This is a genomic window from Flavobacterium sp. ENC, assembly GCF_020991415.1.
Lineage (GTDB): Bacteria > Bacteroidota > Bacteroidia > Flavobacteriales > Flavobacteriaceae > Flavobacterium.
In genome coordinates this window covers 512,900-525,660 of sequence record NZ_JAJMOY010000004.1, presented here as the reverse complement: position 1 = coordinate 525,660, position 12,761 = coordinate 512,900, and the positions used below count along the sequence as shown (strand labels likewise).

General features: G+C 35.9%; 14 protein-coding genes. 9 read left to right on the top strand and 5 right to left on the bottom strand.

Annotated features, from left to right (window positions below; translation table 11 throughout):
• The first annotated feature begins 34 nt into the window (after positions 1-34).
• The 4 genes from LPB89_RS13800 (at position 35) to LPB89_RS13785 (ending at position 4,737) form a co-directional block, all read left to right on the top strand.
• Positions 35-970, top strand: coding sequence for a homoserine kinase (locus tag LPB89_RS13800; protein WP_230702347.1), 936 nt, complete (start codon positions 35-37; stop codon positions 968-970).
• Positions 971-1,257: 287 nt separating this feature from the next.
• Positions 1,258-2,547 carry a threonine synthase gene (gene thrC, locus LPB89_RS13795; RefSeq protein ID WP_230702346.1) on the top strand — a complete coding sequence of 430 codons (1,290 nt, stop codon included), beginning with the start codon at positions 1,258-1,260 and terminating at the stop codon, positions 2,545-2,547.
• A 131-nt stretch (positions 2,548-2,678) separates the two neighbouring features.
• Positions 2,679-3,683, top strand: a complete 1,005-nt coding sequence (locus LPB89_RS13790; RefSeq protein WP_230702345.1) for an SIR2 family protein — start codon at positions 2,679-2,681, stop codon at positions 3,681-3,683.
• 1 nt (position 3,684) lies between these two features.
• On the top strand, positions 3,685-4,737 hold the full coding sequence (locus LPB89_RS13785; protein ID WP_230702344.1) for a DUF262 domain-containing protein: 1,053 nt from the start codon (positions 3,685-3,687) through the stop codon (positions 4,735-4,737).
• Positions 4,738-5,124: 387 nt separating this feature from the next.
• Here LPB89_RS13785 and LPB89_RS13780 read toward each other — a convergent pair whose 3' ends face one another.
• The gene (locus LPB89_RS13780) at positions 5,125-5,325 is read right to left on the bottom strand and encodes a hypothetical protein (RefSeq protein ID WP_230702343.1); all 201 of its coding nucleotides are present in this window, start codon (positions 5,323-5,325) and stop codon (positions 5,125-5,127) included.
• A 146-nt stretch (positions 5,326-5,471) separates the two neighbouring features.
• On the opposite strand from LPB89_RS13780, the gene LPB89_RS13775 reads away from it, so the two are divergent.
• The 3 genes from LPB89_RS13775 (at position 5,472) to LPB89_RS13765 (ending at position 6,936) form a co-directional block, all read left to right on the top strand.
• Positions 5,472-5,678, top strand: coding sequence for a helix-turn-helix transcriptional regulator (locus LPB89_RS13775; RefSeq protein ID WP_370455648.1), 207 nt, complete (start codon positions 5,472-5,474; stop codon positions 5,676-5,678).
• 100 nt (positions 5,679-5,778) lie between these two features.
• Positions 5,779-6,036 carry a HutD family protein gene (locus LPB89_RS13770; RefSeq protein WP_230702342.1) on the top strand — a complete coding sequence of 86 codons (258 nt, stop codon included), beginning with the start codon at positions 5,779-5,781 and terminating at the stop codon, positions 6,034-6,036.
• Positions 6,037-6,429: 393 nt separating this feature from the next.
• Positions 6,430-6,936, top strand: coding sequence for a GNAT family N-acetyltransferase (locus tag LPB89_RS13765; protein ID WP_230702341.1), 507 nt, complete (start codon positions 6,430-6,432; stop codon positions 6,934-6,936).
• 251 nt (positions 6,937-7,187) lie between these two features.
• Here the strand turns inward: LPB89_RS13765 and LPB89_RS13760 are convergent, their stop codons facing one another.
• Positions 7,188-7,757 carry a Crp/Fnr family transcriptional regulator gene (locus LPB89_RS13760; protein WP_230702340.1) on the bottom strand — a complete coding sequence of 190 codons (570 nt, stop codon included), beginning with the start codon at positions 7,755-7,757 and terminating at the stop codon, positions 7,188-7,190.
• Positions 7,758-7,986: 229 nt separating this feature from the next.
• Here LPB89_RS13760 and LPB89_RS13755 point away from each other — a divergent pair, with 229 nt between their 5' ends.
• Entirely contained in the window at positions 7,987-9,093 is a 1,107-nt protein-coding gene (locus LPB89_RS13755) for a polysaccharide lyase family 1 protein (protein WP_230702339.1), read from the top strand.
• Positions 9,094-9,303: 210 nt separating this feature from the next.
• On the opposite strand, the gene LPB89_RS13750 is transcribed toward LPB89_RS13755, so the two are convergent.
• From LPB89_RS13750 to LPB89_RS13740, 3 genes are all read right to left on the bottom strand, one after another.
• Entirely contained in the window at positions 9,304-9,687 is a 384-nt protein-coding gene (locus LPB89_RS13750; protein ID WP_230702338.1) for a DUF3037 domain-containing protein, read from the bottom strand.
• Positions 9,677-10,459, bottom strand: a complete 783-nt coding sequence (locus LPB89_RS13745; RefSeq protein ID WP_230702337.1) for a HipA family kinase — start codon at positions 10,457-10,459, stop codon at positions 9,677-9,679. The genes LPB89_RS13750 and LPB89_RS13745 overlap by 11 nt, the downstream gene beginning before the upstream one ends.
• A 69-nt stretch (positions 10,460-10,528) precedes the next feature.
• On the bottom strand, positions 10,529-11,377 hold the full coding sequence (locus tag LPB89_RS13740; RefSeq protein ID WP_230702336.1) for an NAD(P)H-hydrate dehydratase: 849 nt from the start codon (positions 11,375-11,377) through the stop codon (positions 10,529-10,531).
• 235 nt (positions 11,378-11,612) lie between these two features.
• Here LPB89_RS13740 and gcvT point away from each other — a divergent pair, with 235 nt between their 5' ends.
• Positions 11,613-12,695 carry a glycine cleavage system aminomethyltransferase GcvT gene (gene gcvT / locus LPB89_RS13735; RefSeq protein WP_230702335.1) on the top strand — a complete coding sequence of 361 codons (1,083 nt, stop codon included), beginning with the start codon at positions 11,613-11,615 and terminating at the stop codon, positions 12,693-12,695.
• Positions 12,696-12,761: the final 66 nt, after the last annotated feature.

Sequence of the window (12,761 nt, the reverse complement as noted above, 5' to 3'; positions counted from 1 at the left end):
CCTTTGAGCCTTTGCCACTTTGAACCTATAACAAATGACACAAATAAAACTATTTTGCCCGGCGACTATTGCAAATCTCTCCTGCGGATTTGACGTACTTGGACTTTGCTTAGACAATGCCGGGGATGAAATGATTGTTCGAAAAGTAGATCAAAAAGGAATCCGCATCACAAAAATTACAGGTGCCGATTTGCCTTTGGAAACCGAGAAAAACGTTTCGGGTGTTGCCGCTGTTGCCATGCTGGAAGCTTACGAAAGAGATTTCGAACCCATAACCGTTGGATTTGAGATCGAAATCTACAAACATATCAAAGCCGGAAGCGGTATCGGAAGCAGTGCAGCAAGTTCTGCCGGAGCTGTTTTCGGGATTAATGAATTATTAGGAAGACCTTATTCGCGTAAAGATCTGGTGCAATTTGCGATGCAGGGTGAAAAATTAGCCAGTGGAAACGCCCACGCAGACAACGTTGCCCCTGCCCTTTTAGGCGGTTTTACTTTGGTGAGAAGTTACAGTCCGCTGGATATTATCCGGATTGACAGTCCGGAAGAATTGTTTGCTACGGTCGTGCATCCTCAGATTGAATTGAAAACTTCAGATGCACGTTCGGTATTAAAACAAACCGTTTCCCTAAAAAGCGCGATTATGCAATGGGGAAATGTGGGCGGATTAATCGCCGGATTATACACGAAAGATTACGATCTGATCGGAAGATCGCTTCATGACGAAATTGTGGAACCTTTAAGAAGTGTCTTGATTCCGGGTTTTGATTTAATCAAACAAACGGCTCTTGAAAACGGCGCTTTAGGTTCCGGAATTTCCGGTTCAGGTCCGTCGATTTTTGCCTTAAGCCGCGGAAAAGAAACGGCAGATAAAATTGCCAAAGCCATGAGCGAAGTGTATGAAAACATGAGCTTGCCTTATGAAATTCACGTCTCGAAAATTAATCCGGATGGTGTTAGGATTCTTTAAAAAGAATTAAAAATTAAAAATCTAGAATTAAAAATTATGTCCCCGTTTGTCAGACTGAGCGAAGTCGAAGTCCCCGCAAAGTGAGACACAAAGCATAGACATAAAGTTTGTCATTTCGACGAAAGAGAAATCTTCGCAAAATATTTCCATACTGTGAGGAGCTTCTTGTGAAGATTTCTCCTTCGTCGAAATGACACAAAACCGAATACTAATTATTGGAATTTGATCGTAAGAAAAGTCTATTTTCTATACTCTATTCTCTTTCTTCTAAAATCTAAAATAAACCAATGAAATACTACAGTTTAAACCACAACGCACCCGAAGTTTCGTTTAAGGAAGCTGTCATACAAGGATTAGCAAGCGATAAAGGATTGTACTTTCCGCAAATCGTTACGCCTTTAAACCCTGCTTTTTTTAATGTAATCGAGAATCTGACCCATCATAATATTGCTTTTGATGTGATTCAGCAATTTGTAGGCGATGATATCCCCGAGGACCATTTAAGAGAAATCATAGCCGACACTTTATCCTTTGATTTTCCGGTGGTGGAAGTTGAAAAAGACATTTATTCGCTGGAATTATTCCACGGCCCAACTATGGCTTTTAAAGACGTTGGGGCGCGATTTATGTCCCGTTGCCTGGCGTATTTTAACAAAGACAAAAAAAACAGTAAAAACACGGTTCTGGTAGCGACTTCCGGAGATACGGGCGGAGCTGTTGCGAGCGGATTTTTAGGTGTTGCCGGTGTTGATGTCGTGATTTTATATCCATCCGGAAAAGTGAGCGACATTCAGGAAAAACAATTAACGACTTTAGGCAAAAATATTAAAGCGCTTGAAGTTGACGGTGTTTTTGACGATTGCCAGGATATGGTCAAAAAAGCGTTTTTAGACGAGAGTTTAGCGCATAAAAACCTGACTTCGGCAAATTCGATTAATATTGCGCGCTGGCTGCCGCAAATGTTCTATTTCTTCTTTGCCTATAAAGCACTGAAAAGCCAAAACAAACCCTTGGTTTTCTCTTGCCCAAGTGGAAATTTCGGAAACATCTGCGCCGGAATTATGGCGAAGAAATTAGGTTTGCCTATCGAACATTTCGTTGCGTCTACCAACGTAAACGATACCGTACCAAGATTTTTAGAAAGTGGAAAATACGAGCCAAAACCTTCCAAAGCGACTATCTCAAACGCTATGGATGTTGGAAATCCAAGCAACTTTATCAGAATTCAGGAATTGTATAATAATGATTTGAAAGCTTTCGAAAAAGATTTCTCCTCCTACAGTTATACGGATGAAGAAACGCTTGAAGCCCTAAAACAAATTTACAAAACCGATGGTTATATCGCGGAACCGCACGGTGCTGTTGGTTATTTAGGTTTGAAAAAAGAATTGCAAAAACATGAAAATGCGATTGGTGTTTTCTTAGAAACGGCACACCCAATTAAGTTTCTGGATGTGGTGGAGCCTGCTTTGGGCATTACACTGCCGATTCCGGAACAAATTGAAAGCGTTATGAATGAGGAGAAAGTTAGCGTGAAGATTAAGACTTATGAGGAATTGAAGAGTTTCTTAGGGTAAAACTTATCATTTATAAAATTTCAAAGTCACAAATTACAAATAATTTGTGGCTTTTTTTTAATATTTCATTATTTTAGCACATCATATATTTAAAACAACGATCTATCATACTTTTCACTTAAATTCATTGAATGGACAAAAAAAATTACTTTATACTATTAGGCAACGGTTTTACTATAGACCTAATAAACCATTTAAAAAACAAAATTGATTGCGGTATTAATGTTAGTAACTTATTTTCAAATGGCGAACTTGTTCCTTGGCCAGGAAATGACAAACCAGGATTTTTATCATACAGATACTGTCCTAATCTATGGACATTAGGAGCTAGACCTAATATGTCAAACGAGGATGCGATTAACTTAATTGAAGATATTATCACTTGCGCTAACATACTTCATAAAAACAATAAAAAATCTCAAAATATCTATATTAAAGCATATAAAGAATTGGGGACTTACTTGCAGGCTTTATTTGTTTATTACAATAAACAAATAAATATTAATACTGTAGATTTTTCAGATTGGCCTTGGTTTAAATTTTTAAACGATTTATATAACTCAAGTGAAGTAGAGAAAATTCATATTGTAACTCTTAATTACGATATTTGGCTAGAAAGAGTGTTTAAAAAAATTAATATTCATTTTGACATTGCTAGCATTGACGAAAACGACAACAAAATAAAAATATACAAACCTCACGGATCAATAAGTTTTTCACATAGAGTGAAAAAGGAAAAAGAAGCTTTTGAAATCAGATATGACACTGACTCAAACGATGGAGAAATAAGTGAGTTTACTATTGAATATGATAATATTAATGCACTAAATTCCGTAAATGCTATAATTCCTCCTGCAGGAGACTCGAGTAGATTAGATTTCAAATGGGCTAAAGAAATTAGAGATAGTGCTAAAGAAGTTGCAAAATCATTAAATAAAAATGATGAATTAATAATATGTGGCTTGTCTTATTGGCATGTTGATCGATTAGAGATAGACTCAATATTAACTAGTATAAACCCTGAAATAGAAGAAGTTAAAATAATAAATCCATATACTCCAAAAGTGTTCAATGCAATAATAACTACTTTGTTCGATAAAGTAATTTTTTATAATAATTCAAAACCACTCATTTAAGATGAAAATATTAAATAGAAATAGTACCACAATAAATATTGCTAATTTTTGGGAAAACTTTCAATTAAACAAATATAATTTTGACCCAAGCTATCAACGAAAGAGTGATGTTTGGAGTGAAAGTAAAAAATCTTTTCTAATAGATACCATTTTGAAAAATTTTCCAATTCCTCCAATTTTTTTACACCAACATATTGATGAAACGACTGGAAAAACGATGTATGACGTTATTGATGGAAAGCAAAGGCTTACTTCCATTTTAGATTTTATAGCAAATAAAATTAACACACCTGATGATTTTCATTCTGATGGATTTGGTACTGAAGAATTATCAAATATTAATTTTAAAGATCTTGATAAACCCGAACTAAGCGACTGGAAAAAAATATTTTGGAGATATGATATCACTGTCGAATATATTGATACAGATAAGCCCGACATTGTTAATAACATTTTTGATCGACTTAATAGAAATGGAGAACCACTAACTAAGCAAGAACTTCGAAATGCAAAATTTAATGAATCAGAATTTTATAAATTAATAAAAAAGCTAAGTATTAATGATACTCTAAAACCAATTTTAGACAAACTACAGAGAAACAGATTAGAAGATGAAGAGTTTGTTGTCGAATTACTTCTTACTTCAATTGAAGATGAAATAAAAGTAGGTGATAAACCTGAAATTATTGATGAAAGAATTTCTCATTACAGTAAATCTGATTCTAGTGAAATTGCTGATTTTGAAAAAAAATTCATGGATAGTATCTCAATTTTAGCCAAACTAAATCTCGATTATAAAAAGTTAAAAATAGAAGGAGTTAGTCATATTTATGCACTTTGGGGACTAACAGTTGAGTTATTAAAAGAAAATAAAATTGAAGATATTGATTACGATAATTTAGCAATTAAATTAGACAAATTTTATAATGATTATCTATTAAAATCAGAGAATTCAAATGTTAAAATTTACAAAGCATCCATGTCAGCAGGTACTAAAAGTTTTTATAATAGAAATAGGAGAATAAAATCGTTAATAGATTACTTCAAAAGCTAAAATTTTATTAGGCTTTCCCCCTGCTAGGCGAGCGTCCCGCTCGTGAACACAAAGAAATTCAAAAGCCAATTGGAACGTTCACGAGCGAGAAGCTCGCCAGCAATTGGGATTTTTCAATTGCCTCCTGCTTTAGCTGGAGGTCAATAAATAAAAGCTCAAAATGGCTTTAGCCAAAAAACTGGCAATTTCGGCTAAAGTCACTCCTAAATGTCCTAATTTGTCCCTCCAGCTAAAGTAGGAGGCAATTAAATAAATACAGTTCCTCCCCAGCTAACACAATATGTCGCGACCATTTCGCTGTTGAACAGAAAAGAACTAAAAGTTTTTTCAAGGCAATAATCCTAACAATCTATTTTTCAATCACAAATCCATTAATTATTTTAAAAGTTATTTCTGGTTTCGTTTACCCGATTGATATGTAAAACACTTTTCCTTAAATTCAGAAATTTCATCTTTTAATTTTTTATTGGTATTATGCAATAGTTCATTCTGTAATTTCATTATAGACAATAAATCATTCATAGCGTTTAGATTTTCTAATTGCATCATGACTATCTCTTCAAGATTTGCTTTAGTGTATGCCTTCATAAATTTTTATATTAAATTTCAATACAAATATATATTAAATTATAATATTTTACAATATGTTTTTATATTATAATTTAACACATCGAAAAAAGATTATTAATAGATAATAATTTTCTATACTAAATAGCATTATAAAAAGATAATTAATGGCTGATATTCAAATGAACAGGATCAAAGAAGTTCTAAAAGAACAAGGAAGAACACAAACGTGGTTAGCCGAAAAGATTGAAAAAAGTTACGTAGTAGTGACAAATTATTGCAATAATAATGCTCAACCAAGTATTGACATCTTAAGAAAAATTGCTGAAGTATTAGATGTAGATGTTAGAGAATTACTGGTTTCTACAAAATAAAGAGTAAATGAATGAAAATATCCTGTTGGTGCGATTGTCCTGCTCGGAAACGCAGAGAGAAACTTTCAAAATCCCGACATTCATTTCAAAATACTAAAACATGAACCTACGTCTTTTTTCTAAAAAAGAAACTACAGCCTCTGTTTGGAGTGGCGGATTGACATACGAATATATGATCTATCCGGAAACAGCACGCTATAGTGACAGGGATTTTGTATTCAGAGTAAGCAGTGCTGTAATAGAGGAAGTGCCTTCAGCATTTAGCAAATTTAAGGGCTATAACCGATACCTGGTTATGCTTGATAACTCCTTACCTATTGAGATAAACAAAGAGAAAAAAGTATACGAGAAATATTAAATCATAGAATTTAATTCGGATGATGAAGTAACTTCTTATACAAAAGGGATTGATTTTAACTGGATGGTTTCTGAAAAAATAGCCAATCCCAAACTCCAAATAACAGATCGTAATCAGAATTGTAACGCTCAGATCATACTTTTATTTTCTTTGCATAAAACGGTTATTAAAATTAATGAGAAGCCGTATTATCTGGATCCTTATGATTCATTAGCCATTGAAAATCAAAAAAGGGAAAATATTACGATTCAATTTTCTAATCAATGCCTCTTTGGAATATTGGAATCCCTGTAGTTAATTCGAAAATTTCGGCTAAATCCAATCCTAAATATCCTAATTTTGTTCTTCCCGCTAAAGCAAGAACAATTAAATAATTACAGCGTAATAATTACCATGATTTCAAAAGCAACCTTACAAGACATTCCGGCATTATTAACCTTAATCAATTCCGCTTACAGAGGTGAAACTTCCAAAAAAGGCTGGACTACCGAAGCCCATTTATTAGAAGGAAAAAGAACCACTGAAGAAGAGTTAACGGAAATCATTTCTGATCCTAAAAATACATTTCTGAAATATACAGCCAACGACAAGATCATCGGTTCTGTTTTACTGGTGGAAAAAGAACATCAATTGTATTTGGGAATGCTGACCGTTTCGCCCGAATTGCAAAATGGCGGTATCGGAAAAAAGATGCTGGCTGAAGGCGAAAAACATGCTAAAGCTTTGGGGTTGTCCAGTATTGTTATGACGGTGGTTTCGGTTCGTTCGGAGCTTATTGCGTGGTACAAACGCCACGGTTATGTTGAAACCGGAGAAAGGGAAGCTTTTCCGGCGAGCGATATTCATATTAATATTTCTCATGAGCCTTTGGAGTTTATTTTTTTAGAAAAGAAAATCTAGGCGGGTTTTACCGCAAAGTTCGCAAAGGGTTACGCAAAGATTCGCAAAGTTTTTTTAAACTGAATTTTATAATCACGCAAAGGCGCAAAGTCGCAAAGTTTTATTTTCTTGGCGGCTTTGCGTCTTTGCGTGGTTTTTCAAATAATATGTTAGACGCACTGCTGTGTGCCTCTATAGTTAGACGCACTGCTGTGCGCCTCTACAGAAAACCTTTGAACCTTTGTTACTCTGTACCTTTGAACCTTAGCACCTTAGCACCTCTTTTTAATCTTCGACAAAAACTCGTGTGAAACGCCCAGATAGGAAGACAGATTCCTGTTGTTGATCTTATCCACTTTGTGTGAATATTTTTCGATAAACTCCAGATACCTTTGTTTGGAGGTTTTGTTTAAGACATCTAAAAGTCTTTGCTGAATCGCAATATTGGCTTTTTCGACCATAATAATGTGAAACTGGATTAGCTTTGGCACTTGCTCAAATAAGAGTGTTTTATTGGTCTTGCTAATGACCAGGATTTCGCTGTCTTCAATTGCCTTGATGTTGTAGGTGGTAGGCTTTTGATGATAGAAACTTTCGAGATCACACATCCATTCGTTTTCGAAGGAGAAAAAAATAACACTTTCGGTGCCGTTGTCATTCAAAATGTAGGTTTTGAAAGCTCCTTTTAAAATAAAGCCTTCATAGGAACTGTTGGAATCCTGAACTTGCAGGAATTCATTTTTTTTGAGTTTGATAAACTCGGCTTTTTCAACGACAAATTTCCATTCTTCATCTGTTAATGGAATTTTGCGTTCAATACTTAATCTGAGGGGTTTGTACATGTGTTTTTACTTTTATTCTTACTTGGGGCGTAAGTATTGGAATGAATTAAAAAATAATGTAATCGATTACGTAAAAGTACTTTTTTTAGACCTTTTTGTCACTTTCCAATTGTTAAAAAAACGCTTTTTGCAAATATTTTTTCAAAACATTGAACTTGTTCAACTTTTTTAGGTGCAATTATCCGCAGATTTGTACTGTTAAAATATTATAAACCCCCAAACTTAAATTATGAAACTTAAATCAAAAATCTCAATGTTTTTGTTAACATTGGTACTCGGTTTTACAGCCTGTAATACCGAAGAAATTGGTTCATCACAAAATGATGAAAACAGTACTGCTGCAACTAATGCAGGAAGCGGCTTAACAGCGAAAGTAGGAAACTGTGCGCAGGTTCCCGGATGGGCCTCCCAAAATGGCGGAACAACCGGAGGAGGAACTTCGGCAGAAACAACGGTTACCACTTACGCACAATTGAAATCTGCTATAGAAAATGCGGCTGTAAAGGTTATTAAAGTGAGTGGAACGATTACAGTTACGACAAGATTGTCCTTTCAGGATCAGACCGGTAAAACCATTTACGGTGCAAGTGGTGCAAAACTGGTTTCTACGAATCAAACCAAAGATGCTTCCGGAATTATCAATATTAAAAGATGTAAAAACATCATTATCAGAAACCTGATTTTTGAAGGTCCCGGTGCTTATGATACTGACGGCTGGGATAATGCGATTCTTGACGAATGTACAAATGTATGGGTAGACCACTGCGAATTCAGGGATGGTGTTGACGGAAACTTTGACATCAAAAACAAATCCGATTATATTTCAGTAACGTATTCTAAATTCCATTACCTGAAACCCCCAAAAGCAGGAGGTTCAGGAGGTTCTGACGATCACAGGTATTCCAACCTGATTGGTTCCAGCGATGGTGCAACAGCAGACCGTGGAAAATTGAGAATTACTTTTGCCCGTTGCTGGTGGGCTCCCGGTTGTAAAGAAAGAATGCCAAGAGTTCGTTTTGGAAAAGTACATATTATCAACAGTTACTTCAACAGTACGGTAAGCAATAAATGTATTGCAGCTGGTTTTGAAGCTGACATTCGCGTAGAAAAGAATGTTTTCGAAGGTGTAAAAACACCTATTGATTTAATGACCGGATATACAGCTGTGACAGCAGTTGATAACATTTTCACAAATACAAGTGGCAATACCGCAGGAAGCAAAACAGCTTTCACACCTCCCTATTCTATTGTAACACTTGCCTCATCAGCAGTTAAAGCAGATGTTAGCGGTGGTGCCGGCGCAACATTAGGAGGAAATACCTGCGGCTCGTTTTAATTGAAAGAAATCTTTATTGCCCAATTTCAATCCTATACCTGAAAAACGATGGCAATAAGAATCTGAGTTAGTTAGTTTTAGTTTTAACCACGGATTACACAATCGTAAGATTGTTGTAATTCGTGGTTATTTTTTTAGAAAGAAAACATCCAGTTTTCATCTTTCATCTATATTCTTTATTCTATTCTCTTTATTCTTTCATCTTTCATCCTAAAGTACCAACTCAGCAAACAACCGCTGAATCGTATTTTCAAGATCCTCACAAAGTCCCGGATGCGGCCTCGAAGTCTGAATTGCCGAACTTCTGATAGCTGTTAACCAGCGAAAACGGGATGGGATATCCATTTCTGCAATCGGACCGCCGTCCTTGGCTCCGTTGGCAATTTTCACTAGTGACGTTAAATTACATTCCAGCTGTTCGATATCAAAATCATCAGAAAGTGCTTCAATCTTAGTGGCATTAATGTGAAAAAGTACCTTTATAAATTTAGCTCTTTTGCAGAACAAAATGATTCCGATATTTAGAAATTCTTCGCGCTCCACCCTTGGTACCACACGAATTACGGCATACTCATATAAGTGATTATCTTGCATTTTGAGCCTGGTTTACAAAGATTTCTGAATGATTTAATCGGGTTAGCAAAAACTGTAAATATACATTTCGCAAAGCCTCGGGTGTTTCGTCGGTATCCTCCCATTGCAGCCATTCCAATGGAATTGTATTGGTAATTTCCTCCAGGATTTCCGGAGTCAGCAAAGCTTTATATTCGGCGTCGACTTCCTTTAAAAGCGAAGCCTGAGGCAATAAGACGTGGTCTTTTATCAAAGCAAACGGACTTTTGGCATGTTGTTCCCAATTATTCCAGGAATGATGAAAATACAAACATGCACCGTGATCGATAAGCCATAGTTCTTTATGCCAGATCAGCATATTGGTATTTTTAAAGGTACGGTCGACATTGGTAATATAAGCATCAAGCCAGACAATCTGTGAGGCTAATTTCGCATCAGCAGTGGTTACGACAGGATCAAAAGTAATGGCACCGGATAAAAAATGAAGCGCCAGATTCAGTCCCTGGCTTCCCTGCAGCAAATCCTGAATTTCTTCGTCGGCTTCGGTTCTTCCAAACGCTTCATCCAGGTTGGCAAAAACCAATTCGGGAAGTTGCAATTTTAAGGCTTTGGCAATTTGTCCGCCGACTAGTTCGGCAATCAAAGCTTTCACCCCATGTCCGGCTCCTTTAAATTTCAGGACATATTTAAAATCATCGTCGGCTTCTGCCAAAGCAGGTAAAGAACCGCCTTCACGTAAAGGTGTAATATAACGTGTTACATTTACCGTTCTCAGGTCGAAATTGTTTTTCATAAGCAGTATTTACTGAAATACAAACTTACGAATTTAGATTTCTGATTTTATATTTTAAAAATTCAAGTTTTAAAAATCCAGAGACAAAAAAGCCTTCCCCAGATTTTTAATGATATCTGACGCGATAAAAGACTGATAACCTGTTTGAGGAAGGGCGATATCGGCCGTTAATCCGTGAATAAAAACACCTAGCCGTGCAGCCTGATCCGGTGAATATCCCTGAGCTAAAAAACTGGTAATAATTCCAGTCAGCACATCTCCGCTTCCTGCCGTTGCCAATGCTGCATTTCCGGTGGTATTCTGATAGATTTTACTTTGATTAATGATAAAAGTCGGTGCGCCTTTCATAACAATAATAACTTTATACTGCTCTGAAAAGGCAATCGTATTTTCAAATTTTTCATTCTCTGATTCCCATTTGCCTATAAGTCTTTCCAATTCTTTCGGATGTGGCGTTAAGATGGTGTTTTCCGGTAATAACTCAAGCCATGATTTATGGAGTGACAAAATATTTAAGGCATCGGCATCTAAAACCAGCGGACATATATTGGTGCTTAAAAACTTGAAAAATGCTTTTTGCGTTTCTTCCTCCTGCCCCATACCGGGACCAATTCCAATCGCTTGCGGTTCTGTTTTAAAATTTATTTTGCTAATGAAATTTTCGCTCTCATCCGTCACTACCATTACTTCAGGATTGCTTATTTGAAGTATGGCATAGCCACATTTTGGAATAAAAGCAGTTACCAGTCCGCAGCCCGATTTCAGGCAGGCTCCTGAGGCCAAAACCGTCGCTCCTATTTTTCCGTAACTTCCTCCTATAAGCATTGCATGACCCTGCATTCCCTTATGTGTCAAGGGATTTATGAGTTTGTAAAAAGTTAAAATTTCCTGTTTTGTAATCTGAAGAGGTACTTTCATCTGGTTTTCCTTTGTGTTTTTAAAATTACAAAAAAAAATAATGAGAAGAATTTTCTTATATATAAAAAATTTACTTATGAGATTCAGTAAACGATCCCTTTTTCTGTTTCAAAAAGTAAAAGAAATAATGAATTAACAAGAAATGAGACTTAATCTTTACGGATTTTATAATTTAGACTAGCTTATTTCGATATTTTTTAAATAAATTTGCGTCACAATTTTATAAAACAACACAATGAAAAATACTGCGCTTACGCAAATACATGAAGGTTTGGGAGCAAAAATGCTGCCGTTTGCCGGGTATAATATGCCAATTACTTATGAAGGTATTAATGCTGAACATGAGACAGTTCGTAACAGTGTGGGCGTTTTTGACGTTTCGCACATGGGCGAATTTTTGCTTACAGGACCAAATGCCCTGGCTTTAATCCAAAAAGTAACTTCAAATGATGCTTCGACTCTAACGATCGGAAGAGCGCAATATTCCTGTCTGCCAAATAATGATGGTGGAATTGTGGATGACCTTATTGTCTATAAAATGAAAGAAGAAGAGTATTTACTTGTTGTAAATGCTTCTAATATAGAAAAAGACTGGAACTGGATTACCTCACATAATGATTTGGGTGTTGAAATGAAAAACCTTTCTGACGACTATTCCCTATTGGCTATTCAGGGACCAAAAGCTGTGGAAGCGATGCAGTCTTTATCTTCTATCGATTTGTCGGCTATAGCTTATTACCATTTTGAAGTAGCGGATTTTGCAGGATTTAATGATGTAATCATCTCTGCAACTGGTTATACCGGTTCCGGCGGATTTGAAATTTATTGCAAAAATGAGGATGCTGAATCGATCTGGAATAAAGTTTTTGAAGCCGGTGCTGCTTTCGGAATCAAACCAATCGGACTTGCTGCCCGTGATACGTTGCGTCTCGAAATGGGTTTCTGCTTATACGGAAATGATATTAATGACACTACTTCTCCACTGGAAGCCGGTCTAGGATGGATTACAAAATTCAATAAAGAATTCACCAATTCTGACAACCTGAAAAAACAAAAAGAGGAAGGTGTTACTAAAAAATTAGTCGCTTTTGAAATGCAGGAACGTGCGGTACCAAGACATGACTACGAAATTGTTGATGCATCCGGTGCTGTAATTGGCGTGGTAACTTCTGGAACTATGTCTCCTTCAATGAATAAAGGAATTGGTCTTGGCTATGTGACCGTTAACAATAGTGCGGTTGACAGCGATATCTTTATCAGAATCAGAAAAAATGATGTGCCTGCCAAAGTGGTAAAATTACCATTTTATAAAAAATAGATTTATTCAAACCTAAATCTTCACAGATTATTTGAGGTTTACTTTTACAAATGCATTACACCACTT

Excerpts from the sequence above, each read along its gene's own strand:
- LPB89_RS13800 (WP_230702347.1), top strand. The coding sequence starts at position 35 with ATGACACAAATAAAACTATTTTGCCCGGCGACTATTGCAAATCTCTCC.
- thrC (WP_230702346.1), top strand. The coding sequence starts at position 1,258 with ATGAAATACTACAGTTTAAACCACAACGCACCCGAAGTTTCGTTTAAG.
- LPB89_RS13790 (WP_230702345.1), top strand. The coding sequence starts at position 2,679 with ATGGACAAAAAAAATTACTTTATACTATTAGGCAACGGTTTTACTATA.
- LPB89_RS13785 (WP_230702344.1), top strand. The coding sequence starts at position 3,685 with ATGAAAATATTAAATAGAAATAGTACCACAATAAATATTGCTAATTTT.
- LPB89_RS13780 (WP_230702343.1), bottom strand. The coding sequence starts at position 5,325 with ATGAAGGCATACACTAAAGCAAATCTTGAAGAGATAGTCATGATGCAA.
- LPB89_RS13775 (WP_370455648.1), top strand. The coding sequence starts at position 5,472 with ATGGCTGATATTCAAATGAACAGGATCAAAGAAGTTCTAAAAGAACAA.
- LPB89_RS13770 (WP_230702342.1), top strand. The coding sequence starts at position 5,779 with ATGAACCTACGTCTTTTTTCTAAAAAAGAAACTACAGCCTCTGTTTGG.
- LPB89_RS13765 (WP_230702341.1), top strand. The coding sequence starts at position 6,430 with ATGATTTCAAAAGCAACCTTACAAGACATTCCGGCATTATTAACCTTA.
- LPB89_RS13760 (WP_230702340.1), bottom strand. The coding sequence starts at position 7,757 with ATGTACAAACCCCTCAGATTAAGTATTGAACGCAAAATTCCATTAACA.
- LPB89_RS13755 (WP_230702339.1), top strand. The coding sequence starts at position 7,987 with ATGAAACTTAAATCAAAAATCTCAATGTTTTTGTTAACATTGGTACTC.
- LPB89_RS13750 (WP_230702338.1), bottom strand. The coding sequence starts at position 9,687 with ATGCAAGATAATCACTTATATGAGTATGCCGTAATTCGTGTGGTACCA.
- LPB89_RS13745 (WP_230702337.1), bottom strand. The coding sequence starts at position 10,459 with ATGAAAAACAATTTCGACCTGAGAACGGTAAATGTAACACGTTATATT.
- LPB89_RS13740 (WP_230702336.1), bottom strand. The coding sequence starts at position 11,377 with ATGAAAGTACCTCTTCAGATTACAAAACAGGAAATTTTAACTTTTTAC.
- gcvT (WP_230702335.1), top strand. The coding sequence starts at position 11,613 with ATGAAAAATACTGCGCTTACGCAAATACATGAAGGTTTGGGAGCAAAA.